The organism is Lysobacter sp. CA199 (assembly GCF_052078715.1).
Taxonomy (GTDB): Bacteria; Pseudomonadota; Gammaproteobacteria; order Xanthomonadales; family Xanthomonadaceae; genus Lysobacter.
The window spans coordinates 137,734-162,932 of record NZ_JBQJIL010000009.1 but is presented as its reverse complement, the minus strand read 5'-3'; the positions used below and the strand labels follow the sequence as shown (position 1 = coordinate 162,932).

Genomic DNA, 25,199 nt, shown 5'->3' with positions numbered 1-25,199 from the left:
GCTAGACCTACATCAACCTCACTCCAACTCGCAAGCCGACGTGCACTCGCGATACTGCCGCCCGCAATGCCGGGTACTGCCGCCGCCGGCCTGGGCGATGCAATCGTTCAACTGTTCCTGGCAGGCGCTGTAGCAAGCCGGGTCGGACGCCGACGCCGTCGCGCCCATGCCCAGCCCGAACACCAGCGCGGCCATCGCCGCCCAACGCAGATCGATCCGCTTCATCCGTGCCTCTCCTGAGTATTGATCGGTTTCCACCGCGCCGACCGTCCGGCCGGGCTCGCCGACTGTACGGCGATGTTGCAAGGCACCACGGGCGCGGCGAGCATCGCCGCGCACAATTCCCGCGCACGGTCACACCACTGCCCTCGATGCGCTTCCATCATCGTGCGGCGCGCCAGCGTGCGCGCCGCCTAACCATAGCCAAGCCCTATCGGATACGTCGAAAGGATCGATTTCACATGAGGGTCATACCGACCTATCGTCTGTCGGTCCCCTCGTGACACGGAGCGCCAGCGATGAGCCAGCCGAACGAACGTCCCTCGATTGCAGCGATCGCGGCCTCAGCCGCCGCGCTGGGAGAGCATCGGCAGCGCTCGCACGCGGCCCCTTCCTGAGCATCCCACGCACGAGCCGCCGCGCCGGCCCGTCGCGTATCGCCATCCGCGCCCCGCAACCGAACCCGTCGTTGGTTCCCACCGTCAAAGGCAGATAACCCATGTCAAACGAAAGCAAATGTCCGTTCAACCACACCGCCGGCGGCGGTACGTCGAACCGCGACTGGTGGCCGGACCAGCTCAACCTCAAGGTCTTGCACCAGCAAACCCCGCAGTCCGATCCGATGGACCCGGACTTCGATTACACGCAGGCGTTCAAGACCCTGGACTTGGCCGCGGTGAAGAAAGACCTGCATGCGGTGATGACCGATTCGCAGGACTGGTGGCCGGCCGACTTCGGCCATTACGGCCCCTTGTTCATCCGCATGGCCTGGCATAGCGCGGGTACCTACCGCACCTTCGACGGCCGCGGCGGCGCCGGTGCCGGCCAGCAACGCTTCGCTCCGCTCAACAGCTGGCCCGACAACGGCAACCTCGACAAAGCCCGCCGCCTGCTGTGGCCGATCAAGCAGAAGTACGGCAACAAGATTTCCTGGGCCGATCTGATGATCCTCACCGGCAACGTCGCGCTGGAGTCGATGGGCTTCAAGACCTTCGGCTTCGCCGGCGGCCGCCCCGACGTATGGGAACCGGAAGAAGCCGTGTACTGGGGCAGCGAAATCGAGTGGCTCGGCGACAAGCGCTACACCGGCGACCGCCAGTTGGAGAATCCGCTCGGCGCCGTGCAGATGGGCTTGATCTACGTCAATCCGCAAGGTCCCAACGGCAATCCCGATCCGATCGCCGCGGCCCGCGACATCCGCGAGACCTTCGCGCGCATGGCCATGAACGATGAAGAGACCGTCGCCCTGATCGCCGGCGGCCACACCTTCGGCAAGACCCACGGCGCCGGCCCCGAATCGCACGTCGGCCGCGAACCCGAAGGCGCCGACATCGCCGAACAAGGCCTGGGCTGGGGCAACAGCTTCGGCAGCGGCAAGGCCGGCGACGCGATCACCAGCGGCCTGGAAGTCACCTGGACCAGCACGCCGACGCAATGGAGCAACGAGTTCTTCGCCAACCTGTTCGGTTTCGAGTGGGAACTGAGCAAGAGCCCGGCCGGGGCCCATCAGTGGGTCGCGAAGGACGGCGCCGGCGCGGACAAGATCCCCGACGCGCACGATCCGAACAAGCGCCGCGCACCGACCATGCTCACCACCGACTTGTCGCTGCGCTTGGATCCGGCCTACGAAAAGATCTCGCGGCGCTTCTTCGAAAATCCCGATCAGTTCGCCGACGCCTTCGCCCGCGCCTGGTTCAAGCTGACCCACCGCGACATGGGTCCGCGCCCGCGCTACCTCGGTCCGGAAGTCCCGGCCGAAGTGCTGATCTGGCAGGACCCGGTTCCGGCCGTAGATCATCCGCTGATCGATGCGCAGGACACGGCCGCGCTCAAGGCCAAGATCCTCGCCTCGGGCCTGCCGGTGTCGCAATTGGTCTCCACCGCCTGGGCCTCGGCCTCGACCTTCCGCGGTTCGGACAAGCGCGGCGGTGCCAACGGCGCACGCATCCGTCTGGCACCGCAGAAGGATTGGCAGGTCAATCAGCCCGAACAGTTGGCCAAGGTGCTCGCCACGCTCGAAGGCATCCAGAAGGACTTCAACGCCGCGCAATCGGGCGGCAAGAAAGTCTCGCTGGCCGACCTGATCGTGCTGGCCGGCAACGCCGGCGTCGAACAGGCCGCCAGCAACGCCGGCGTCCCGGTCAAGGTGCCCTTCACCCCGGGCCGCACCGACGCGACGGCCGAGCAGACCGACGTGGAATCCTTCGCGGCGCTCGAACCCGTCGCCGACGGTTTCCGCAACTACCTCAAGGGCAAGTTCAGCGTCACCGCCGAATCGCTGCTGATCGACAAAGCGCAGTTGCTCAACCTCAGCGCGCCCGAATTGACCGTGCTGGTCGGCGGCCTGCGCGTGCTCGGCGCCAACGCCGATCAGAGCAAGCACGGCGTGTTCACCCAGCGCGCCGATGCGCTCAGCAACGACTTCTTCGTCAACCTGCTCGACATGGGCACGGTGTGGAAGCCGAACTCGGACGCGCAGGACGTGTTCGAAGGCCGCGACCGCAAGACCGGCCAAGTCAAGTGGACCGGCACCCGCGTCGACCTGGTGTTCGGCTCGCACTCGCAGCTGCGCGCGCTGGCCGAGGTCTACGCCAGCTCCGATGCGAAGGAGAAATTCGTCCACGACTTCGTCGCGGCCTGGGACAAGGTGATGAGCCAGGACCGCTTCGACCTGACCTGATTGCGCCGGCGAATCGTTCGCCGACATCGACAGACCCTGTGTGAACTTTGCGCCCGGCCTGAGCCGGGCGTTTTTTTGCTGCGCCGCTTCGATGCAGCGGCAAAAGCGGCCCTAAGCCTGACCGAAAAGCGTCGGGGCTAAAGCTCCCTCCCACAAGAGCAACTCAACCTGCACTTCTTTGTGGGAGGGAGCTTCAGCCCCGACGCTTTTTTCGGTCCGACCTGGAACAAAACACCGGACCTGAAACGCTTCCCCACAAGATCATCTAAACCTGCACCTCTTTGTGGGAGGGAGCTTCAGCCCCGACGCTTTTCGGTCCGGCCTGAAACAAAAACACCGGACCTGAAAGGCTTTTCGACAAAAAGCATCGAGGGCTCGATCCACCCGGACGGACGCCATCGACAACACCGCGAGTGCCCTGGTTGCATAACGCCCCCACCACACCCACACAGCCGCGACGCCACCCGCCAATTCGCGCCTTCCGGCATCACCTGGCACTAACGACCCGGCGCTAGCATCTGCTCTCCCCGTACCTGGAACTTCCTCATGAGCGCCTCGCTGACCGACGATCTTCTCAACCAGCTTCAGGGCCAGCCGCTGGCGCAACTGGGCAGCCAACTCGGACTGTCGCAACCGCAGACTCAGAACGCGGTCAGTGCGGCGCTGCCGCTGCTGCTCGGCGCGCTGGGCCGCAACGCCAGCCAGCCGCAGGGCGCCGAGGCGCTGTTCGGCGCGCTGCAGCGCGACCATGCCGCGCCCGCGGCCGGCGGCTTGGACCTGGGCAGCGTGCTCGGCGCGGTGCTCGGCGGTGGCGGCGGCAACCGCCAGACCGACGGCGCCGGCATCCTCGGCCACATCTTCGGCGGCCGCCAGGAAACCGCGGCGCAGGGCCTGGGCCAGGCCACCGGACTGGAAGGCAGCCAGGCCAATACGCTGCTGAAACTGCTCGCGCCCATCGTGTTGTCGTATCTGGCCCAGCGCATGTTCTCCGGCGGCAACCAGAACGCCGCGTCGCCGCAGGCCCTGGGCGACGCCCTCGGCCAGGAACATCAGCGCATCCAGCAGCAGGGTTCGGCCGGCGGCCTGCTCAGCTCGGTGCTGGACCAGGACGGCGACGGTCAGCTCGGCATCGGCGACCTGCTCAAGATCGGCGGCGGCCTGCTCGGCGGCGGCGGTCAGCGCTGAGGCGATCGCCGCGTTCGTTGTCCGAGCGCGACCGACGATAGCCCCCATCGACAAAACGGCCACGTTCCGACGTGGCCGTTTTCGTTTCAGACACTCGCGCATACCGGACAGCTTCGTCGGCCAACGACGGATCGCGAAGCGACCGGCGCCGCATCCACCCGGCCCGACATTTCCTGCCATCGCAGAGCGCGCCGCAATCGCCTAGGCCGCGGCCGCTCGCGGCGACGACGCGACCATCGCCGCATCCAAGGCCTGAGCCAGATCGCTCCACAGATCCTCGGCATGCTCGATACCGGCCGACAGCCGCAACAGGCCCGGCGTGATCCCGTTGGCGCGCCGATCGGCTTCGGCGACCACGCGATGGGTCAGACCCGCCGGATGTTGAATCAGCGTGTCGACCGAACCCAGACTCACTGCCGGAGTCATCAGCCTCACCGCCGCCATCGTCGCAGCGGCGGCGGCATGGCCGCCGTGCAGTTCGAATGCGAGCAGACAGCCCGGGCCGCGCATCTGCGATTGAACCAGATGCGCGTTGCGCACCGTGCCCAGCCCGGGATAGTGCACGCGCTTGACCGCCGGATGCGCGGCCACGCGCGCGGCGAGCGTCTGCGCATTGGCCTGCGCGCGCTCCACCCGCAAGGCCAGGGTCGGCAGCCCTCGATGCAGAAGGTAAGCCGCGAGCGGATGCAGCAACGCGCCGGTCGCGGCGCGCACGGTCCGTAGCGGCTGCGCGCGCGCCTCATCGCAACACACCACCCCGGCGATCACGTCGCCATGGCCGCCGAGGAATTTGGTCGCACTGTGCAACACGTAACTCGCGCCCGGTTCGGCCGGGTTCTGCAGCAGCGGCGTGGCGAAGGTCGAATCCACCAACACCGGCACCGACCCGGCGGCGGCCACGACCGCACGGATGTCGACCAGATCCAAGGTCGGATTGGCGGGCGTTTCGATCACGATCAAGGCGGTGTCGCCGCGCACCCGGTCTGCGATCTGCTCGGCGTCGACGAACTCAACCTGCAGCCCGCACAAGCCGCTCGCCAGCAGATGGTCGGCCGTCCCGTACAGCGGTCGCACCACCAGCACATGCGCGCCGTGCTGGCGGCGTTCGAGCAACACCGCGGTCAGCGCGGCCATGCCCGAGGCGAACGCGACGCAGGCCTGGGTGCCTTCCAGTTGCGCCAGGGCGGCTTCGACGCGGGCCACGGTCGGGTTGTGCAGCCGCGCATAGATCGGGTTCGCCGCCTGGGCGTGGCCGGCGACCAGGGCATCGAAACTCGCAGTGCCCGCGTCCAGATCGGCGACCGGATAGGTGGTCGACAGGTCCAGCGGCGGCGCGTGCACGCATAACTGGGCGAAGTCTTCGCGGCCGGCATGCACGGCGCGGGTCTCGAATCGGGTCATGGCGACGATCCTTTTGGGTTTCGCGCCTATTCTGGAACAATATTCTTCGTGCGATACTCCGGCCGAACATTATTCCGTGAATGCGCCCAATGAACGACCTGGACCGAATCGACTTCGCCCTGCTGAGGCTGCTGCGAAATAATGCGCGGCTGCCGAACAAGGATCTCGCCGAACGCGTCGGCGTGGCGCCTTCGACCGCGTTGGAGCGGATCCGGCGTTTGCGCGAATCGCGCGCCCTGCTGGGCTTCCACGCCGAGGTCGCGCCGGCCGCGGTCGGTATCGGCCTGCAGGCGATGATCGCGGTGCGCCTGACCCGGCATTCGCGCGAACTGGTCGACAGCTTCCACGAGCATCTGCTGCAACTGGAGGAAGTGCTGGCCTTCTATCACGTCGCCGGCGCCGACGACTTCCTGGTCCATGTCGGCGTGCGCGACAGCGATCACTTGCGCGATTTCGCCCTCACCGCGTTCACCGAACGCGACGAGGTCGGCCATATCGAAACACGCCTGATCTTCGAGTTCCGACGCAATCCGGAACTGCCGGTGTATGCGCGCGAGGACGCCGACTGAGGTTACAGCGCGTCGAGATCGCCCAAGGCCTTGATCAGCCGGCGCGCGCGTTTGTCGGGCTTGGTGTCCGGCGCGCGGTAACCGTTGCGCTCGGCCGTGCGCAGGGCGCGCAGTTGCTCGCGCGCGGCGCGCGAGGCCTCCGTCTCCGCGTACAACGTCTGCGCGACGCTGGCCGGTCCGCGGGTGTCGCTCAGACCGGTCACGGCGATCTCGAAGATCTCCTCGCCGCGCACCACGCGTAGTTCATCGCCCACGCGCAAGGTGCGCGAGGCCTTGGCGCGCTGTCCGCCGACTTCGACCTTGCCGGTGTCGACCGCCTGCCGGGCCAGGCTGCGGGTCTTGAAAAAGCGCGCGGCCCACAGCCACAGGTCCAGACGGACCGATGCGGCGGGCGGCACGGCGTGCGTTTGTTCGTGCTTGCTCATCGGCGCGAAAGATACCATCGCGATCGGTCGAAGGAAGCCACGCGGGGATTGGAAAACGCGGCGATTCCCGACGCGGGATCGGCGGGGCATCGGCGGGGGATCGGCATCGGCCACGCGTCCTCGATCGCCGCCGACGGCCGCGCGAACACGAATCGTTGACCGCGTTCGCCAAACCGTACACGGCCCGCGCACGATCCGATCACCCGCGCTGGCGGCATACTGCGCCATCCCCGCCCGGATCCCGCCATGGCCCCCAGCCCTCCTCGCGGCAGCCATCTGCTGACCGAAGGCCCGATCGGCCGCACCATGATTTCCTTCGCGCTGCCGATCATGGCCGGCAACGCCGCGCAGTCGCTCAACGGTTCGATCAATTCGATCTGGGTCGGCCGCTACCTCGGCGAAGCCGCGCTGACCGCGACGGCCAACGCCAACAACATCATGTTCTTCCTGATCGGTTCGATGTTCGGCATCGGCATGGCCGCGACCATCCTGATCGGCCAGGCCATCGGCGGCCGCGACACCGAACGCGCGCGCCGGATCATGGGCACCAGCGCGACGTTCTTCATCGGCTTGTCGGTGTTGATCGCGTTCGGCGGCTGGTTCATGGCCGACCGGGTGCTGCGCGCGATGAGCACGCCGGCGCCGGCGCTGCTGCTGGCCGAGCAGTATCTGCAGGTGATCTTCCTGTCGATGCCCTTCATCTATGCCTTCGCCTTCATCTCCGCGGCGCTGCGCGGCGCCGGCGATTCGCGCACGCCGTTCCGGTTCCTGCTGATGTCGGTGGTGCTCGACATCGCGCTCAATCCGCTGCTGATTTTCGGCTGGGGCCCGGTTCCGGCGATGGGCATCGCCGGTTCGGCGCTGTCGACGTTCTTCGCCCAGGGCCTGAGTCTGGCGGCGATGCTGCTGTATCTGCGAGGCAAGCGCCACGTGCTGTGGCTCGGGCGCCAGGACGCGCATCTGCTGAAGATCGATCCGGGCGTGCTGCGCGCGCTGATCGTCAAGGGCGTGCCGATGGGGCTGCAGATGGTGCTGATCTCGCTGGCGATGATCGCGATGATCAGTCTGGTCAACGCGCACGGCACCACCACCGCGGCGGGTTACGGAGCGGCGCTGCAACTGTGGACCTACGTGCAGATGCCGGCGATGGCGATCGGCGCGGCCTGTTCGTCGATCGCCGCGCAGAGCGTCGGCGCCGGTCGCTGGGACCGGGTCGGCGCGACCGCGCGCACCGGCACCTTGTTCAATTTCCTGATGACCGGCGCGCTAATCGCGCCGCTGATTCTGTTCGATCGCTACACCTTGGCGCTGTTCCTGCCCGAAGGCAGCGCGTCGTTCGAGATCGCGCGCCATCTCAATCACATCTCGGTGTGGTCGTTCTTGTTCTTCGGCGTGACCTTCGTGATCTCCGGCGTGGTCCGCGCCACCGGCGCGGTGATCCCGCCGCTGCTGATCCTGGGATTTGCGCTGTGGGGCATCCGCGTGCCGTTCGCGACCTTGCTGCAGCCAGTGATCGGCATGGACGCGCTGTGGTGGAGTTTCCCGGTCAGCGCGCTGTGCTCGATGCTGATCTCGATGGCGTATTACCGCTGGGGCGGCTGGCGTCGTGCGCGCATGATGGCCGCGCCCGAGCGCGTGGCCGCGCCGATCGCCGCGCAGACCATCGCCACGCCGGCGGAAATCGCCGCGCAACCGCCGGCGCCGGTCGCCGACACCAGTCCGGAGGAAGTCGCCGATATCGCGCGCGACGCCCTGCCCGATCGGCCGACGCGCTGACGAAAGGGGCGCCGCACTGCTCGATCGTCTCGCGCGCGTCGTGCGTGGTGGTTCCGGCGCCTTGAAGACCCGCTGCGCCGACGTCGCCGTTCGCTGACGCGGCCCGCGTCAGATTTCCTCGAGCGTCAGGGTGAACACGCCGGCCTCGCCCTTGTCGAAAGCCTCGCGCCAGATCCGATAGCCTTCCAGATCGACCTCGCTCACCGGCATCTTGCCGATCACGCGCGGCTCGGCTTCGGCCACGCGCGTGCCGACGATCGGGAAATGGCCGAGCAGTCGCACGGTCTTGAGTTCGGCCACGTCCGCGGCGTGTTCCAGCCGCACCTCATCGCGGGTGTGGGTGTCGAACTTGCGTAGCGAAAGCGCGTCGCGGCCGTCGGGCAAGGCGTCGATGCGCTGGACCCAGAAGAATCCCCACGCACCGTCGCTGCGCAGATAGGTGCAGATGTCGCCTTCGGACAAACCCGGATTCACGTTGCGCTCTCCTGCCGCGGGGGCGGCCTCGACTGCGGACGGGCCGCGTCGGGAATCTAGCGCGAACCGGGCGCGGCGCACAGCGTCGCGGACGGCCAATCGGTGGGGCAATCGCGGCCATCGCCGTGGCGGCAGGCGGCCATGCCGGGAACATCGCGCTCGCGGCGTCATCCGACCACCCTGCGCTGTCGGGGCGTGGAGCAACGAAAGCGACGCGAGCACGGCCGCAAACGCAAACGGCCGCCTTGCGGCGGCCGTTGCTGGCGCTGCGCGCATCGCGCGCGACGCGGGGAATTACTCGGCGGCCGCAGCAGCGTTCTTGGCGCGCGCGTAGGCGGCCAGATCTTCCTTGATGCGCGCCTTCTTGCCTTCCAAGCCACGCAGGTAGTACAGCTTGCCGGCGCGGACCTTACCGCGGCGCTTGACGTCGACCGAGTCGATGATCGCGCTGTGGGTCTGGAACACGCGCTCGACGCCGAAGCCGTGCGAGATCTTGCGCACGGTGAACGAGGAGTTCAGGCCGCCGTTCTTGATGGCGATGACCACGCCTTCATAGGCCTGGACGCGCTCGCGGTTGCCTTCCTTGACCTTGACGTTGACGACGATGGTGTCGCCGGGGCCGAAGTCGGGCAGCTTGCGGGTGATCTGTTCGGCTTCGAAGTTCTGCAGCAGGGTGTGGAGCGAGGGCTTGTTCATGGCTATGGCCTGTTGGATTAGTTGTTGCGCGAGTGCACGTGGACCCGCGTCATGGCATGGTTACAGCTAAGCGGCTAATTATAGCGGGATTTTTTACCGCGCCGCTAGTGGCTCAGGCGGCCGGACCGGAATCGGGCCCGGCGCTGGCCTCGGTGGCGGCGCTGGAACCGTTTTCCGCGGCTTCGGCTGCCGCCACTTCGGCCTGGTACGCGGCCAGCAGCTTGCGGTCGGCCTTGGACAGGGCGGCCTCGTTCAGCAGATCCGGGCGGCGCTGCCAGGTCCGGCCCAGCGACTGCTGCCGGCGCCATTGGGCGATCTGGGCGTGGTTGCCGGACATCAGCACCGCCGGCACCGAGCCCAGCTCGTGCTCGACCGGACGGGTGTAGTGCGGGCAATCCAGCAGCCCGTCCTCGAAACTGTCCTGCACCGCCGATTCGGCATCGCCGAGCGCGCCGTCCTGCAGCCGGGCGACCGCGTCGACGATCACCGCCGCGGCCAGTTCGCCGCCGGACAGCACGTAATCGCCGATCGAGATTTCCTCGTCGACTTCGGCGCGGATCAGGCGCTCGTCGACGCCTTCGTAGCGGCCGCACAGCAGGATCAGGCGCTCGTGGCTCGCCAGTTCACGTACCTTGGCCTGATCCAGCCGCGCGCCCTGCGGGCTCATGTAGATCACCCGCGCCGGCGTCGGATCGGCCGCGCGCGCGGCGGCGATCGCCGCGCGCAGCGGATCGATCAGCATCACCATGCCCGGGCCGCCGCCGAACGGACGTTCGTCGACCCGGCGGTAATTGCCTTCGGCGTAATCGCGCGGATTGAAACCGTACAGCGACAGCAGCCCGCGTTCGCCCGCGCGGCCGACCACGCCGAACGCCGCGCATTGCGCGACGAATTCGGGGAACAGGCTGATGAGATCGATGCGCATGGATCGGCTGGAACCGCTGGATTGAACGATGAAGCCGTAAACGCGATCGCGCTCAGGCCAATTGCTGGAGGAACTGGCCCACTTCCCGATCCGAAGCCTGCCAGGCCTCGCCGCGCACTTCGAGCATCGCGATCAAGCCCAGCAGTTCCACCGGATTTTCGGCAAGAAACGAATATCCGTCCTTGCTCGCACAACACCAGCCCGACAAATCGGGATGCCGCTCGACCGCATAGCCTTTCTTCAACAGCACCGAGTAAGCGGGCGCCAGGGTATTACCGGCCATCGCGACGCGCATATCGACCTCGCAGGAGTATCCGGTGAAAGCACACGACACTCGCGCCGGGATCGAGCGAGTGCGCCTAGAACTCGGGATCCCAGTCGACCGTGACCACATTGGCCTGGAAATCGACCGACAGCACGTACTGCGGAATCACGAACGGAATCATGCGCTCTCGTTCGTCGTCGCGGGCGACCAGCACGTCGTTGGCGCCGGTGGCGAACAAATGCGAGACGGTGCCCAGGCTGACGCCCTGCGTGGTGACCACGCGCAGGCCTTCCAGATCGACCCAGTAGTACTCGCCGTCTTTCGGCGGCGGCAGGACCGAACGCGGAACGTAGATTTCGGTGCCGCGCATGGCCTCGACCGTTTCGCGGTCGGTCACGTCGGGGAAGTTGGCGATCAGGAACTTGCCGCTTTCGCGGCCGCGCACGCCCGACAGCTCGCGCTCGCGGCCCTGCGGGTCGCGCACGATCCAGGGCTGATAGCGGAAAATCGCAGCGCGCGGCTCGGTCCAGGACTCGAGCTTGGCTTCACCGCGAATGCCGAAGGCGCCGAGCACCCTGCCCAGCAGGATGCGGCGCGAAGAATCGCTCATAGTGCGACAGATGGGCCGCGCGATCCGCCGGAGCGGTGCGCGGCCCGCCGGCTCAAGCGGCCGGAGCGGCCTTGACCGCCTGCTTGTACAGATCAGCGACCTTGTCGGTCAGCTGAGCGCCCTGGGAAACCCAGTGCTTGACGCGCTCGACGTTGAGCTCGACGCGCTTCTCGGCACCATTGGCGACCGGGTTGTAGAAACCGACGCGCTCGATGTTGCGGCCGTCGCGGGCGCTGCGGCTGTCGGTGACGATGATGTGGTAGAACGGACGCTTCTTGGCGCCGCCGCGGGTCAGTCGAATCTTGACCATGGGTCTGCTTTCCTGTGTTGCCCAGCCGTCGGAATGACGGGGTAAGCCGGAAAGTCTAACCTATTCCACGGCTTGGGCAAACTCCCGCCCATGGCGGACAGGGATGGCCGGCCATCCCCGCCTCACCCGACGCCGGCCCGGCCGCCGGATCGCGAATCACCGCCCGCGTCCGCGGGCCGGCGTTTCCGGGCACCAAGCCGCCGCTCAAACGCCTGGCTGCCTCAGGCCTGGTAACGGATCGTCCCTCGCAGTTCCTCGCTCGAACCGTCGCAACGCTGGACGAACTGCGCGTGCAGCGCCTTGACCGAGCCGTCGCCCGGATCGAACTGGATCGACTGGATCTGCAGGCTGCCGCCGCTGATCCTCGGACAACGGCGGTCCGGGCGCTCGAACCTGAATCCGGCATGGACGGCATCGGCCGCCTCGGCGATCGGGAACGTCCCGACCCGCAAGGCCTGGCCGAGCGGCGGTAACAGTTCGGCGCTCCAGCGATCGCGCCGACCGCTCGCCGTGTAACCCAGGCCCTGGGCGCTGCCCCACAGCTGGAACACGGAGCTGTCGCCGTAATAGTCCTTGTTCAGTCCCTGCCCCACGTAATCGCCGGGATCGCTGTCCAAGGCCAGCGACAGCGGCGCGGTGTTGTAGCGGATCACGCCGGCCAGCACCGGCGCCTCGGCGGCTTCGCAGCGCTGCAACACCAGCGCCTCCAGCGCAGTGATGCGGTCGCTGGCGTCGGTGGCGAACTGGCGGATGCGGATTTCGCCCCACGCATCGTTGCAGCGCCGTCCGTTGGTGGACAGATACACGTACGGGGCGCGTCCGGTACGACGGGTCGGATTCTCGGCCTCGGGATAACGCTGGAGTTGAAACGACTGCGCCGGCGGCGCGCCCAGGGAGATGTACCACTGGTCGCTGCCCTGTTCGACACGGACGATCGCATGGCGCGAATCGCCATCGACCGACAGCGTCGCGTCGGCCTCGGTGTAGGTCTTCGACTCGCCCAGGCCGATCGGATCGCCTGGTTGGCTGGAGAAGGAAAACAGCGTATCGGCCAAGGCCGTCGGCGCAATCAGTGCGCTGGCGAGCGCCAGCGCGAGGCTGGCGCCTGTGTTCGAAAATCGCATTTGCTCGCTCCGTGAGATGGATGACTTCGGCATCTTCCTTGAACCTGGTTCGCGCGCGCCGAGGTAATGCGGCGACCAGACTCATCATAGTGCGCAGCCGTCTCCCCGCGCGAGAATGCGCGCGATGGCTAATCGGAAGCCGACGGCGATAACGAAAACGGCGGCCATCGGCCGCCGTTTTCGGATGCGTTCGCGCCTCGGCCGCGCTCAGCGGAACGGCATGCCGCCGCGGCCGCCCATCATGCCCTTCATGCCGCGCATCAGGCCCTTCATGCCGCCGCCGGAGAGCTTGCTCATCATCTTTTCCATCTGCTGATACTGCTTCATCAGCTTGTTGACGTCGGCCGGGGTCAAACCTGCGCCCTTGGCGATGCGCGCGCGGCGCGAGCCGTTGAGCAAGGTCGGGTTGCGCCGTTCCTTCCTGGTCATCGAATTGATGATCGCGACCATCCGCGGCACTTCCTTGCCGGTGACCTGATTCTTGACCGCGTCGGGAATCTGGCCCATGCCCGGCAGCTTGTCCATGAGCCCGTGCAGGCCGCCCATGTTCTGCATCTGTTCGAGCTGGTCCTTCATGTCGTTGAGGTCGAACTTCTTGCCCTTGGCGACTTTTTCCGCGAGCTTCTGCGCTTTGTCCTTGTCGACCTGCTGCTCGACCTGCTCGACCAGCGACAGCACGTCGCCCATGTCGAGAATGCGGCTGGCGACGCGGTCCGGATGGAACACGTCCAGGCCGTCGGGCTTTTCGCCCACGCCGATGAACTTGATCGGGCGGCCGGTGACGTAGCGCACCGACAACGCGGCGCCGCCGCGCGCGTCGCCGTCGGTCTTGGTCAGCACCACGCCGGTCAGCGGCAGCGCCTCGCTGAAGGCCTTGGCGGTGGTCGCCGCGTCCTGGCCGGTCATCGAGTCGACCACGAACAAGGTTTCCACCGGATTGACCGCGGCGTGCAGCGCCTTGATCTCGGCCATCATCGCCTCGTCGATGGCGAGGCGGCCGGCGGTATCGATCAGCAGCACGTCGACATAGGACTTGCGCGCGTCGGCGATCGCGGCGCGAGCGATCTCCTCGGGCTTCTGTGAAGCGTTGGAGGGGAAGAACAGCACGTCGACCTGTTCGGCCAACTGCTTGAGCTGCTCGATCGCGGCCGGGCGGTAGACGTCGGCCGAAACCACCATCACTTTCTTCTTGCGCCGTTCCTTGAGGTGCTTGGCGAGCTTGCCGACCGTGGTGGTCTTGCCCGCGCCCTGCAGGCCGGCCATCAGGATCACCGCCGGCGCCGGCACGTTGAGATTCAGATCGGCGGCCTGTGAGCCCATGACCGTGGTCAGCTCGTCGCGCACGACTTTGATCAGCGCCTGGCCCGGGGTCAGCGACTTGAGCACTTCCTGGCCGACCGCGCGCACCTTGATGCGTTCGATCAGCGCCTGCACCACCGGCAGGGCCACGTCGGCCTCGAGCAGGGCGATGCGCACCTCGCGCAGCGATTCGCGGATGTTTTCCTCGGTCAGACGGCCGCGGCCACGCAGGCGCTCGATGGTGCCGGAGAGGCGTTGGGTCAGGGATTCGAACATTGCGCGCTACCTGGGCTTTAGGGCCGGCGCGGCCGGGACGGAGTCCGGGCGCCTTGCCGAATGGGGCTGATGGGGCCGCGAAGTATAGCCCCGCGGCCCGGATGTCCCTAGTTGCACCTGGTTGTGGTCCGGTCCGGCGACGCTGCGCGGAGGCAAAACGGCGAAGCTGCGACATTAAGAGCCGCCGCGGCGCTGCGGATCGCCTCGCCGCTATGCCACACTTCGGCGATGACAATCGTTCTCATCGCCGTCGTTCTCTATCTGACCGCGGCCGGATTGCTGGTTTCGGCGGTGCGCCGCAACCGCGGCCGCAGCGCGCGCTTGTGGCTGCTGCCGGCCAATTTCGCGGTGCTGCTGCACGGCGCCGCGCACTTCGTGGCCTGGCGTACCGCCGGCGGCGCGGATCTGCATTTCTTCGCCGCATTGTCGCTGGTCGGGCTGGGCATGTCGGTGCTGACCGCGATCGTCGGCGCCTCCGGGCGCATGGCCGCGCTGGGCGTGGTGGTGTTTCCGCTGTCGGCGCTGATGCTGGCCGGTTATCAGATCTACGGCCATGTCCAGCATCCCGAGCCGCTGGACTGGCGCCTGCAGTTGCACGCATGGATGGCGCTGCTCGCCTACGCCACCCTGGCGGTCGCGGCGCTGTTCGCGCTTATGCTGTGGATGCAGGAGCGCGCCTTGCGCCGGCGCGAATTCCACGGCTGGCTGCGCGCGCTGCCGCCGCTGGTGGAACTGGAGAGCCTGCTGTTCCGCACCATCGCGGTCGGTTTCGTGCTGCTGACGGGAACCTTGCTCAGCGGCGTGCTGTTCGTGGAGAACCTGTTCGCCCAACATCTGGTGCACAAGACCGTGCTCAGCGTGCTGTCGTGGCTGGCCTTCGGCGGCCTGCTGTTGGGCCGCTGGCGTTACGGCTGGCGCGGCGTGGTCGCGGTGCGCTGGACCCTGGCGGCGATGGCGCTGCTGATCCTGGCCTTCTTCGGCAGCAAGTTCGTGCTCGAACTGGTACTGCGCCGGCAATGAGCCAAGGCGGTCCGCTGCGTTGGTTGTACGACGGCGCCATGCTGATCTGGGTCGTGGCGTGGTCGCTGGGCGCCTGCGCCATGCCGTTTCTGGTTCTGGGCGCCCTCGTGATGCGTTCGTGCCGCGACAACGCTCCGGCCTACCTGCAGGCCGGCCGGATTTACTGGACGGTGGTGCCCAACGCCAAGTGGGAAATGTGCGGCGCCCACGACACCTGGGCCTACCTGAAGGCCGGCGGCTGGAACGACTTCGCGGTGCTGGTGGCGGCCTTCGTCCTGTTGGTGATGATCGCTGTGGCGATCCAGGTCATTCGCATGCCCAGCCGCGAATCGCAGTCGCGCCACTGAACCCGATCGTGGCGTCGGACGAGCGCTGGCACGCCGGTCCGGACGCGCTCACCGAAGCTATATTCCCATTATTTTCAATGACTTATATGCGAAAAAGCGCCGGCTCTGTGCACGCTTTGGCGACATCGCTGAATGGCCGCTTGCTAGGACAATATTTGCATTGACAACTATTGCGCGGGCGAGCAATATGCCGCGCCATGACGACCCCGAACCCCGCCCAGCCCTGCTCGACTTCCAACCTCGGCCTGCTGTTCCGCCAGGTGCGCGACGCCATGTGGGCCCAGATGGAACGCGAGCTGGCTCAGGCCGGCCACGACCTGACCTTCAGCCAGTTCATCACGCTTAAAGAGTTGGCCGTCGGCACCGCCGGGGTCACCGAACTGGCGCGCGCGGCGCAGCTCAATCCCGGCGCCATGACCCGCTTGCTCGACAAACTTGAGAGCCGTGGGTTCGTCATGCGCGTTGCCGATCCCGATGATCGCCGCGCCCTCAACATCCACCTGACCGAAGCCGGTACGGCGATCTGGGAAGACATCGACCAGTGCGGCAAGCGCGTGCGCGAGCGCGCCATGGCCGGCCTCAGCGATTCCGACCGCGAACAGCTGTACCGCTTGCTCGAACAGGTTCGCGACAACCTCTCTCTCTCCGGTTCCTGAGCCATGTCACGTCTCGACACTCGCCCGCGCCGCGGGCTGCTTTACGTGCTTACTCCCCTCGCCGCCGCGCTGATCCTGGCCGGTTGCGCCAGCACCCACGGCCTGCAGCCGGCCGGCCGCGCGCTCGACGCCGACAGCCTCAAGGCGCAGCGCAGCCTGGCCGACGTGTCCGCCGCCGCGTTCCCTCAACGCGACTGGTGGACCGCGCTGGGCGACGCGCAACTCGATGCGCTGATCGACGAAGCGCTGGCCGGCACGCCGAGCCTGGACGCCGCCGACGCACGCGTGCGTCAGGCCGTCGCCCAGGCCGGCCTCGCCGACGCCGCGCGCAAGCCCACCCTCGGCGGCAGCGCTCAGTACTCGGGTGTGCAACTGCCCGAAACGCTGGTGTCCGAACCGCTCGGCGGCAAGTACATGGGCGCCGACGTGCTGATGCTGAACTTCAAGTACAGCCCCGACCTGTGGGGCGGCAAACGCGCGCGCTGGCAAGCCGCGCTGGGCCAGACCCGCGCCGCCGAAGTCGAAGCCCAGGCCGCGCGCCTGACCCTGTCGTCGAACATCGCCCGCGGCTACGTGTCGCTGGCGCAATCGTTTGAAGCGCTGGATGTGGCCAAGGCCGAGAAGGATCGCTCCGAACGCCTGCTCGGCTTGGGCCAGCAGCGGGTCAAGGCCGGTCTGGACAATCAGTTGCAGATCCGCAACGCGCAGAGCACCAGCGCCAGCGCCGATCAGCAGATCCAGTCGGCGCAGCAGCAGATCGACGCCACCCGCAACGCGCTCGCCGCGCTGCTCGGCAAGGGCCCAGACCGCGGCCTCGACATCGCCCGCCCGACCCTGCTCGCGGCCAAGACCCCGGCGGTGCCGGCGGTGCTGCCGAGCGAGTTGCTCGGCCACCGTCCCGACGTGGTCGCCGCGCGTTGGCGGGTCGAAGCCAGTTCGCACGGGATCAAGGCGGCCAAGGCCGATTTCTATCCGACCGTGAACCTCAGCGCGATCGTCGGCCTGGCCACCGGCCACCTGTCGGATCTGTTCTCCAGCGATGCCGCGCTGCTGCAAGGCGGCCCGGCGATCAGCATGCCGATCTTCGACGGCGGCCGCCTGCGCAGCGAGTTGGCGCAAAGCGATGCCGAGTACGACCTCGCCGTCGCCGACTACAACCAGAGCCTGATCGGCGCGCTGCGCGAAGTCGCCGACGCGCTGCAGGCCTCGCGTTCGCTCGACGGCCAACTGGTCTCGGCGCAGCAAGCGCGCGACGCGGCGCAGCAGGCCTGGCAGATCGCCAGCACCCGTTACCGCGCCGGCCTGGGCACTCAGCTCGACGTGCTCTCGGCGCAGCGTCCGCTGCTGCAGCTCGATCAGCAACTGGCCGGTCTGCGCGCGCAGCGTTACGCGGCGCAGATCGATCTGGATCGCGCGCTCGGCGGCGGACTCGAACTCGGCTCGCCCGACCCAGTCGCCGCCACCGTTCCCAACGCATCGTCCAACAACACCGTTATCGCCAAGGCCCCCACGCCATGACCACCGAAGTCAATCCTCAAGCCGCGGTCGCTCCGGCCGCGGCGCCCAAAAACGGCAATCGCCGCAAAGCGCTGCTGATCCTGCTCAGTGTGGTCGTGGTCGCCGCGATCGCCTGGACCGCGTACTACCTGCTGGTGTTGCGCTGGCATCAGGACACCGACGATGCCTACGTGCAGGGCAACGTCGTCAACATCACCCCGCAAACGCAAGGCACCGTGGTCAGCATCGGCGCTGACGACGGCATGAAGGTCGCCGCCGGGCAAGTGCTGGTCCAGCTCGATCCCAACGATGCGCAGGTCGCCTACGACCAGACCACCGCGAATCTGGCCAACACCGTGCGTCAGGTGCGCGGCTTGTTCAGCGCGGTCGATGCCGGCCAAGCCGATCTGTCGGCGCGCGAAGTCGCGGTGCAAAAGGCCCGCGCCGACGTCAAGCGCCGCGAAGGCCTGGTGGCCGGCGGCGCGGTTTCGGCCGAAGAGCTGGCGCATGCGCGCAACGAACTGGCCTCGGCCGAAGCGGCGATGTCGTCCTCGCGCGGCTCGTTGGCGCGCAACCGCGCGCTGGTCGATGCGACCACCGTCGCCAAGCAGCCGCAGGTCGCCGCGGCCGCCGCGCAACTGCGTCAGGCGTATCTGAATCTGCAGCGTTCGGCCATCGTCGCGCCGGTCAGCGGTTATGTCGGCAAGCGCAGCGTGCAGCTCGGCCAGCGCGTGCAGCCGGGCTCCGCGCTGATGACGATCATTCCGCTGGATCAGGTGTGGGTGGAAGCCAACTTCAAGGAAACCCAGCTCGCCAAGATGCGCATCGGCCAGTCGGTGGAACTGCATTCGGATCTCTACGGTTCCGAGGTGAGCTACCGCGGCAAGCTGGTCAGCCTCGGCCTGGGCACCGGCAGCGCGTTCTCGCTGCTGCCCGCGCAGAACGCCAGCGGCAACTGGATCAAGATCATCCAGCGCGTGCCGGTACGCATCGAGATCGAACCCAAGCAGCTCGTCGATCACCCGCTGCGTCTGGGCCTGAGCATGCACGTCGATGTCGGCATCCGCGAACAAAGCGGCGCCGTGCTCGCCAGCGCACCGCCGGCCAAGGGCGTGCTGAGCACCGACGCCTACGCCAGGCAACTGCACGATGCCGACGCGGTGATCGAGAAGATCGTGCGCGAAAACCTGCCGGGCATGCAGCACGGCTGATCGCTGCAGTTGTGGCTTGCGCTTTGCCGGCCAGCGCCTTGCAGGAGCACTCCGGCTTTTGTGGGAGGGGCTTCAGCCCCGACGCTTTCCTGTCAGGTCGCTGCGTCGGAACGAAAGGCGTCGGGGCTGAAGCCCCTCCCACAAAAGCTGAAGTGGCTCCCGCAAACACTGCAAGTTCTCCAAGTTCTCCAAGAAAAGTTTCGCCCCGCAGCAAAGACGAAGCCCCCCCACGTCGTTCTTCGTCTGTCGTTCGCAAGGCATCGTTTCGAAGCGGCCGCGCCATGCGCGCTGCCTCGACCTCCCCCAACGATGCCGCGCGAGCTCCGAAGCCGCCATTCCGGCCTTGACCGGAATGGCGGACATAGGACGGCTTCATCACCGCTCTTGGTCCCGCGCCCGCGCGCGGCCCACCCGAACCGACAGGCATATCCATGTCCGCCACCACCGCCAACGCCGGAGCCGCACCCGCCGCGCCCGCCGCCCCTGGGGCATTCCGGCCGCCGAACATGGCACTGACGACGCTGGGCCTCGCCCTCGCCTCGTTCATGCAGGTGCTCGACACCACCATCGCCAACGTCTCGCTGCCCACCATTTCCGGCAACCTCGGCGGCAGCAGCAGCCAGGCGACGTGGGTAATCACCTCGTTCGCGGTCAGCAACGCCATCGCGTTGCCGCTGACCGGTTTCTTCACCCGCAAGTTCGGCGAACGCAGATTGTTCATGTGGGCGACGATGCTGTTCGTGATCGCGTCCTTCCTGTGCGGCCTGGCCAACAGCATGGGCCTGCTGGTAACTGCACGCGCCCTGCAGGGCTTCGTCGCAGGACCGATGTATCCGGTGACCCAGGCGCTGCTGATCTCGATCTATCCACCGCACAAACGCGGCCAGGCCATCGCGCTGTTGGCGATGGTCACCGTGGTCGCGCCGATCGCCGGCCCGATCCTCGGCGGCTGGATCACCGACAACTATAGCTGGGAATGGATCTTCTTCATCAACATTCCCATCGGCATCTTCGCCTGCCTGGTGGTCGGTAACCAGTTGCGCGGCCGGCCGGAGCGGCTGGAAAACCCGAAGATGGACTACATGGGTCTGGCGATGCTGGTGCTCGGCGTGGCCGCGCTGCAGATCATGCTCGACCTGGGCAACGACGAAGACTGGTTCAATTCGACCAAGATCGTGGTGTTGACCATCGTCGCGGTGGTCGCACTGGCGGTGTTCGTGATCTGGGAACTGACCGAACGCGATCCGATCGTCAACCTGCGTCTGTTCCGCCATCGCAACTTCGCCGCCGGCACCGCGGCGATGGTGCTGGCCTATGCGGCGTTCTTCTCGATCAGCCTGCTGGTGCCGCTGTGGCTGCAACGCAATCTGGGCTACACCTCGATCTGGGCGGGCCTGGCAACTGCGCCGATCGGCATCCTGCCGGTATTGCTGACGCCGTTCGTGGGCCTGTACGCGGCGCGCTTCGATCTGCGCCTGGTCGCCAGCGCCGCGTTCATCGTGATGGCTTTCACCAGTTTCATACGATCGGGCTTCAACCTGGACGTCGACTTCAACCACGTCGCGATGGTGCAGTTGTGGCAAGGCCTGGGTGTGGCGCTGTTCTTCATGCCGGTACTGACGATCCTGCTGTCGGATCTTGAGCCGCACGAGATCGCCGCGGGCTCAGGACTGGCGACCTTCGTGCGAACGCTCGGCGGCAGTTTCGCCGCCTCGCTGACCACCTGGGCCTGGGGCCAGCGCAGCACCATCCACCATGCGCAGTTGACCGAACACATCAGCGCCCACGATCCGGCGATCCAGCAGACCGTCAACACGCTCGGCAACGGCGATGCCACCCGCGGCGCGCTGGCGCTCAATCAGATGATTTCGCAGCAAGCCGCGCAGATCGGATTCAACGAGATGCTGCATTTGATCGGCATCTTGTTCCTGGTGGTGACCGTGTTCGTGTGGTTCGCCAAACCGCCGTTCACGGCCAAGGCCGGCGGCGGCGCAGCGGCCGCGGGCGGGCACTGAGCGAGGCGGCATCGAACCGATGCGAACAGGCCGGGAGAGATCCCAGCCTGTTTTTTATCCGCTGCGCCGATGCGCTCAGTCCTCGGCCACGCGCACCACGAGCTTGCCGAAGTTGCGCCCCTGCAGCAGGCCGATGAACGCCGACGGCGTGTTCTCCAGGCCCTCGATGAGGTCTTCGCGCAGTTTCACCACTCCTTGCTCGACCCAAGCGCCCATCTCGCGGCGGAAGGTGTCGAAGCGCTCGCCGTAGTGGTCGAGGATGATGAAGCCCTGCACGCGGATGCGCTTTTGCAGCACCGCCGACATCAGTTGCGGCATGCGGTTCGGGCCGGCCGGCGCATCCTTGTCGTTGTAGTGCGCGATCACCCCGCACACCGGCACGCGCGCACCGATGTTGAGCAGCGGCACGACCGCATCGAACACCGCGCCGCCGACGTTTTCGAAGTAGACGTCGATGCCGTCGGCGCAGGCTTCGGCCAGGCGCTGTGCGAACTGCGGGTCGTTGCGGTCCAGACACACGTCGAAGCCGAGTTCGCCGACCGCGTAGCGGGCCTTGTCGGCGCCGCCGACGATGCCGACCACGCGCGCGCCCTTGAGCTTGGCCAACTGCCCGACCACCGCGCCGACCGCGCCGGTGGCCGCGGCCACCACCACGGTTTCGCCGGCCTGCGGCTGGCCGATATCGAGCAGACCGACATAGGCGGTGAAACCGGGCATGCCCAGGCCGCCCAGCGCCAAGGAAGGTTGCGCCGTGTCGCCGAGCGCGGTCAGGCCGCTGCCGTCGGACACGGTGTAGTCCTGCCAACCCGCACCGCCGAGCACCAGTTCACCGACCTGGAACTGCGGATGCTTCGAAGCGACCACGCGGCTGACGGTGCCGCCGGCCATCGGCTCGCCCAGCGGTACCGCCGGCGCATAGACCGGCCCGACTTCGTCCATCAGGTTGCGCATGTACGGATCCAGCGAGAGGTACACGGTGCGCAACAGCACCTGGCCTTCGGCCGGTTCTGGCACGGTCGCCTGATCGAGGCGGAAGTCCTGCGGCGTGGGCAGGCCGTGAGGATGGGCGGCGAGGAGAATGCGGCGGTTGACGGTGTCGCTTTGCGGCATGGAAGTACTCCGGGCAGGGAAAACGTTCGATGGGCGCTGCGCGCCGATGCGGCAGGCAGCGAGGAAAGCGCGAAACTCGATTAGACCGGTCGTCTAGTTCGAAGGGCAAAGAAAAACGGGAGCGCGCAAACCCTCCCGTTTCAATAGTTCAGTGCAATCCCAACAGCTGGCGGGTGCCGGCCAAGACGTTGTCCAGGGGCGCGCGGTCGTGGGTGATCTTCGCCAGCAGACTGGCGCCGAGCCAGCTTTGGTACAGCGACATCGCGGCGGCCCGAGGTTCGGTCGCGGCCGCCACTGAGCCGTCCACGCGGCCCGCGTCGATGCAGCGGGCCAAGCGCTCGGTAATGCAGCCGGTGCCGCGCGACAAGGCCGCGCGCATGCTCTCGGACAGATCGCAGACTTCGGCGCCGAGCTTGACCACCAGACAGCGGCTCTGCGCCTCATCGCCGGTTTGCGAGTCCAGCCAAAAGTGGAAATAAGCGAGCAAGCGCTGCGCGGCCGTGCCCGGCTGCGCCAGCAAGCTGTCCATGCAGCTCAGGTAGTCGGCGAAATACGCCTCCAGCACGGCCTCGCCGAAAGCCTCCTTGGAGCCGAAGTAGTGATAGAACGAGCCCTTCGGCACCTGCGCCGCGGCCAACACTTCGGCCAGACCGACCGCGGTGAAACCCTTGCGCAACAACAACGGATGGGCGATCTCGAGGATGTGCTGGCGGACGTCGCTGGGGGCGCTGGCGGGATTCATGGGATTACTCTACGCCCCGATTAGACCGGTCGTCTAGCCACCGACAAGTCTGGTGCGAACCCGGGCGGGTCCCTGCCCGCCGCGTCGAAGACACGACTGCCGACGGTAGGAGCTGCGCAAGCTGCGACTGCGAATCCGCAAGCAATACGAAAGCTGCGTCACCGTTGGATTGACGCGGTCGCGGCTTGCGCCGCTCCTACAAAGGGCGGGTGCAAGACTGCCGCGGGCGCGACGATGCCGTGCCTGCCGACTGTAGGAGCGGCGCGAGCCGCGACCGCGAATCGACAACGGCTGCGAGCGCCGAGGCGGGCGGCATCCAACGAAACCTCAAGCCGTGATTCGCACGCCCGCCCTGCCCCGTGCCGCGGTTTCGTTTTCCGCCGGCGCGGCATCGCACGTCGCGGCGGCGCACTTGAGCACGAACCGCCGGCGCGCTTCGTGATAGCTGCGATCGGCGCCGAAGAAATTGCAGTACATATGCGCCAACTCCTCGGCGCCGTAGCTTTCCAGCGGTTTGCGTCGCTCATCGGCGGCGCGGCGGCGACGCTTGGCGGCCAGGGCCTTGCGCACGCTTGCCGGGTCGGCGGCGCGCTCGGCGCGTTGTTCGACATGGGCGACGAAATCGGCCGCGCTGGCGCCGAACGCGGCGTCGATCAGGCCGATCCGCTCGGCGCCGGTCGCGCCGATCGGGCGCAGGCCTTCGGTGAGTTCCTGGGCCAGGGTTTCGCCGACCCGCCGCGGCAACAGATAGGTCCAGTATTCCGAACCGTACAGGCCGCCCATGGCCTTGTAGTGCGGATTCATCACCACGCCGCGCCGCGCCCAGACCTGATCGGCGGCCAGCGCCAGAATCGCGCCGCCCGCGCCGGAGTTGCCCTGCATCGCCGAAATCACCACATGCGAATCGGTCAGCACGATTTCGCGCACCAGCGCGTTCATCGCCAGGATGTTGCGCCACGACTCCAGCGCCGGATCGGCCGCGGCGTGGATGGTGTTGAGGTGGATGCCGTTGGACCAGATGTCGCTGCCGCCCATCAGCACGATCGTCCGCGTCGGCCGCTGCCGCGCCTGCAGGAACGCGGTGCGCAGGCGATCGCATTGCCCGGTCGACATCGCGCCGTTGTAGAAATCGAAATGCAGATAGCCGACCGCGCCGACTTCGCGGTAACGGATCTGCCGGTAAGCGTGATCGCGCCGCCCGGCCACCGAGGTCGCCGGCCGCAGCGGCCGTTGCGCCACGCCTTGCAGGCGTTTCTCGCCGAGCACCAGGGTCGCCGGCAGTTTGATTCCGTCCTTCTCGCGCAGATGGCTCAGCCACAAGGCGCCGTCGCCGGTGCCCAGGCAAACCGCGCCTTCGCGCCGCCCCAGCAGTTCGCCGGGACGCCCGCGCAGCGAAGGCTCCACATGCGCGCCGAACACATGGCAGCGCAGGCCGGCGATCTCGCCGCGCGCGCCGGGAAAACTGTCGCCGCTGCGGATACGCGCCAGCAGCGCGGCGTTGTCCATCTCCCAATCCAGGGCGCGATCGCTCGCGCGCATGCTCGGACGCAGGCGCCCGCGCACCTCGGGCGAGGCGTAGTCCAGCGGTTGCGGACGGTGGTCGCCGGCCTCGAAACGCTCCACCGCCTGCAGCAGCGCGCGCATCGCCGCGTCGGTGACCTCATGCCGGTAGAGCTGACTCTTGGACACGCCGCGCATGGCGAAACCGGCGCTGGCCCAGATATCGCCCGCGTCCATCTCGGCGGCGGCCTGCAGCACGGTGACGCCCCAGTCGTGTTCGCCTTCCAGCAGCGCCCAATCCAACGAGGACGGACCACGGTCGCCGGGGATGCCCGGATGCACGATCAAACAGGTGTAGCGGGTCCAGATATCGTCCGGAATCGCCGACTTGAGCATCGGCGCGACGATCAGCTGCGGCCGCGCGCGCGCGACCACCGCGCGCATGGTGTCGGGATCGGTCGCGACCTGTACGACGACCTGGTGGCCCAGGTCGGTCAACTCGGTCCAGGCGCGCTGCGCCAATCCGTTGTACGCGGTGCACAGGAACACGATCCGCAACGACATCGCACGCTCCTTGTTACGACGAAGCGTCGAATGTGTGCCAACGCGTATTCATAAAACCCACTCGCAGATCACAAATTCTTGCTGCACCGCAGCGACATTGCCGTTCTTAGACGGACATCGCCGTTCCGTGAATCCGCCGCGCGCGCAGCCGGTTTCACTGACCGCCGGCTTGGCCTTTATTCGTTAAGCACATCCGATCGGGTATGTGCCGTTTGGAGCGCAGGACGATAACTCGAGGCGACGCTCAGGACGCAGGCGTCGCACGGCAGCACCCGCGTCCGCCAAGGCCGCGCTGCGGCCACG

The 25,199-nt window shown here is 67.2% G+C and carries 24 protein-coding genes; 10 read left to right on the top strand and 14 right to left on the bottom strand.

Translation table 11 applies throughout. The features are described from left to right. Positions 1–18 precede the first annotated feature (18 nt). Positions 19–225: a hypothetical protein gene (locus ACTOWJ_RS17650; protein ID WP_441335929.1), complete on the bottom strand. Its 207-nt coding sequence runs from the start codon at positions 223–225 to the stop codon at positions 19–21. A gap of 493 nt (positions 226–718) precedes the next feature. Between ACTOWJ_RS17650 and katG the strand changes: the two genes are divergently transcribed. Both katG and ACTOWJ_RS17640 read left to right on the top strand, forming a co-directional pair. Next, positions 719–2,899 carry a catalase/peroxidase HPI gene (gene katG / locus ACTOWJ_RS17645; RefSeq protein ID WP_441335928.1) on the top strand — a complete coding sequence of 727 codons (2,181 nt, stop codon included), beginning with the start codon at positions 719–721 and terminating at the stop codon, positions 2,897–2,899. Between the two features lie 546 nt (positions 2,900–3,445). Further along, a complete protein-coding gene (locus ACTOWJ_RS17640; protein WP_441335927.1) occupies positions 3,446–4,084 on the top strand; it encodes a DUF937 domain-containing protein in 639 nt (212 codons plus the stop codon). A gap of 201 nt (positions 4,085–4,285) precedes the next feature. On the opposite strand, the gene ACTOWJ_RS17635 is transcribed toward ACTOWJ_RS17640, so the two are convergent. After that, positions 4,286–5,485 carry a trans-sulfuration enzyme family protein gene (locus ACTOWJ_RS17635; RefSeq protein WP_441335926.1) on the bottom strand — a complete coding sequence of 400 codons (1,200 nt, stop codon included), beginning with the start codon at positions 5,483–5,485 and terminating at the stop codon, positions 4,286–4,288. Between the two features lie 89 nt (positions 5,486–5,574). Between ACTOWJ_RS17635 and ACTOWJ_RS17630 the strand changes: the two genes are divergently transcribed. Next, complete coding sequence (locus tag ACTOWJ_RS17630) at positions 5,575–6,054, top strand: Lrp/AsnC family transcriptional regulator (protein ID WP_441335925.1); 480 nt, start codon at positions 5,575–5,577, stop codon at positions 6,052–6,054. A 2-nt stretch (positions 6,055–6,056) separates the two neighbouring features. On the opposite strand, the gene ACTOWJ_RS17625 is transcribed toward ACTOWJ_RS17630, so the two are convergent. Then, positions 6,057–6,479, bottom strand: a complete 423-nt coding sequence (locus ACTOWJ_RS17625; protein WP_441335924.1) for an RNA-binding S4 domain-containing protein — start codon at positions 6,477–6,479, stop codon at positions 6,057–6,059. Positions 6,480–6,725: 246 nt separating this feature from the next. On the opposite strand from ACTOWJ_RS17625, the gene ACTOWJ_RS17620 reads away from it, so the two are divergent. After that, complete coding sequence (locus ACTOWJ_RS17620) at positions 6,726–8,255, top strand: MATE family efflux transporter (RefSeq protein ID WP_441335923.1); 1,530 nt, start codon at positions 6,726–6,728, stop codon at positions 8,253–8,255. Positions 8,256–8,363: 108 nt separating this feature from the next. Here ACTOWJ_RS17620 and ACTOWJ_RS17615 read toward each other — a convergent pair whose 3' ends face one another. The 8 genes from ACTOWJ_RS17615 to ffh all read right to left on the bottom strand — a co-directional run bounded on the left by ACTOWJ_RS17615 (position 8,364) and on the right by ffh (position 14,234). Further along, entirely contained in the window at positions 8,364–8,729 is a 366-nt protein-coding gene (locus ACTOWJ_RS17615) for a hypothetical protein (protein ID WP_441335922.1), read from the bottom strand. 294 nt (positions 8,730–9,023) lie between these two features. Beyond that, positions 9,024–9,425 (bottom strand): 50S ribosomal protein L19, encoded by a 402-nt coding sequence (gene rplS, locus ACTOWJ_RS17610; protein WP_441335921.1) that lies wholly within the window; start codon positions 9,423–9,425, stop codon positions 9,024–9,026. 112 nt (positions 9,426–9,537) lie between these two features. Next, positions 9,538–10,350 carry a tRNA (guanosine(37)-N1)-methyltransferase TrmD gene (gene trmD, locus ACTOWJ_RS17605; protein ID WP_441335920.1) on the bottom strand — a complete coding sequence of 271 codons (813 nt, stop codon included), beginning with the start codon at positions 10,348–10,350 and terminating at the stop codon, positions 9,538–9,540. Between the two features lie 52 nt (positions 10,351–10,402). Then, positions 10,403–10,645 (bottom strand): hypothetical protein, encoded by a 243-nt coding sequence (locus ACTOWJ_RS17600; RefSeq protein ID WP_441335919.1) that lies wholly within the window; start codon positions 10,643–10,645, stop codon positions 10,403–10,405. A 64-nt stretch (positions 10,646–10,709) separates the two neighbouring features. Then, positions 10,710–11,225, bottom strand: a complete 516-nt coding sequence (rimM, locus tag ACTOWJ_RS17595; protein ID WP_441335918.1) for a ribosome maturation factor RimM — start codon at positions 11,223–11,225, stop codon at positions 10,710–10,712. A gap of 52 nt (positions 11,226–11,277) precedes the next feature. Then, positions 11,278–11,535 (bottom strand): 30S ribosomal protein S16, encoded by a 258-nt coding sequence (gene rpsP / locus ACTOWJ_RS17590; RefSeq protein WP_441335917.1) that lies wholly within the window; start codon positions 11,533–11,535, stop codon positions 11,278–11,280. Positions 11,536–11,756: 221 nt separating this feature from the next. Next, on the bottom strand, positions 11,757–12,659 hold the full coding sequence (locus ACTOWJ_RS17585) for a hypothetical protein (RefSeq protein WP_441335916.1): 903 nt from the start codon (positions 12,657–12,659) through the stop codon (positions 11,757–11,759). A gap of 207 nt (positions 12,660–12,866) precedes the next feature. After that, positions 12,867–14,234, bottom strand: coding sequence for a signal recognition particle protein (gene ffh, locus ACTOWJ_RS17580; protein ID WP_441335915.1), 1,368 nt, complete (start codon positions 14,232–14,234; stop codon positions 12,867–12,869). Between the two features lie 228 nt (positions 14,235–14,462). On the opposite strand from ffh, the gene ACTOWJ_RS17575 reads away from it, so the two are divergent. From ACTOWJ_RS17575 to ACTOWJ_RS17550, 6 genes are all read left to right on the top strand, one after another. Continuing rightward, positions 14,463–15,254, top strand: coding sequence for a cytochrome C assembly family protein (locus ACTOWJ_RS17575; protein WP_441335914.1), 792 nt, complete (start codon positions 14,463–14,465; stop codon positions 15,252–15,254). After that, complete coding sequence (locus ACTOWJ_RS17570; RefSeq protein WP_441335913.1) at positions 15,251–15,601, top strand: hypothetical protein; 351 nt, start codon at positions 15,251–15,253, stop codon at positions 15,599–15,601. Before ACTOWJ_RS17575 ends, ACTOWJ_RS17570 begins: the two co-directional genes overlap by 4 nt. A 197-nt stretch (positions 15,602–15,798) precedes the next feature. Continuing rightward, complete coding sequence (locus ACTOWJ_RS17565; RefSeq protein WP_441335912.1) at positions 15,799–16,257, top strand: MarR family winged helix-turn-helix transcriptional regulator; 459 nt, start codon at positions 15,799–15,801, stop codon at positions 16,255–16,257. 3 nt (positions 16,258–16,260) lie between these two features. After that, on the top strand, positions 16,261–17,775 hold the full coding sequence (locus ACTOWJ_RS17560; protein ID WP_441335911.1) for an efflux transporter outer membrane subunit: 1,515 nt from the start codon (positions 16,261–16,263) through the stop codon (positions 17,773–17,775). After that, positions 17,772–18,965 (top strand): efflux RND transporter periplasmic adaptor subunit, encoded by a 1,194-nt coding sequence (locus ACTOWJ_RS17555; RefSeq protein WP_441335910.1) that lies wholly within the window; start codon positions 17,772–17,774, stop codon positions 18,963–18,965. The genes ACTOWJ_RS17560 and ACTOWJ_RS17555 overlap by 4 nt, the downstream gene beginning before the upstream one ends. 431 nt (positions 18,966–19,396) lie before the next feature. After that, positions 19,397–20,980 (top strand): DHA2 family efflux MFS transporter permease subunit, encoded by a 1,584-nt coding sequence (locus tag ACTOWJ_RS17550; protein ID WP_441335909.1) that lies wholly within the window; start codon positions 19,397–19,399, stop codon positions 20,978–20,980. Positions 20,981–21,055: 75 nt separating this feature from the next. Here ACTOWJ_RS17550 and ACTOWJ_RS17545 read toward each other — a convergent pair whose 3' ends face one another. From ACTOWJ_RS17545 to ACTOWJ_RS17535, 3 genes are all read right to left on the bottom strand, one after another. Then, entirely contained in the window at positions 21,056–22,090 is a 1,035-nt protein-coding gene (locus ACTOWJ_RS17545) for an NADP-dependent oxidoreductase (RefSeq protein ID WP_441335908.1), read from the bottom strand. A gap of 148 nt (positions 22,091–22,238) precedes the next feature. Beyond that, positions 22,239–22,832, bottom strand: coding sequence for a TetR/AcrR family transcriptional regulator (locus tag ACTOWJ_RS17540; protein WP_441335907.1), 594 nt, complete (start codon positions 22,830–22,832; stop codon positions 22,239–22,241). A 327-nt stretch (positions 22,833–23,159) separates the two neighbouring features. Further along, positions 23,160–24,896, bottom strand: coding sequence for a hydrogenase maturation protein (locus tag ACTOWJ_RS17535; protein WP_441335906.1), 1,737 nt, complete (start codon positions 24,894–24,896; stop codon positions 23,160–23,162). Positions 24,897–25,199 lie beyond the last annotated feature (303 nt).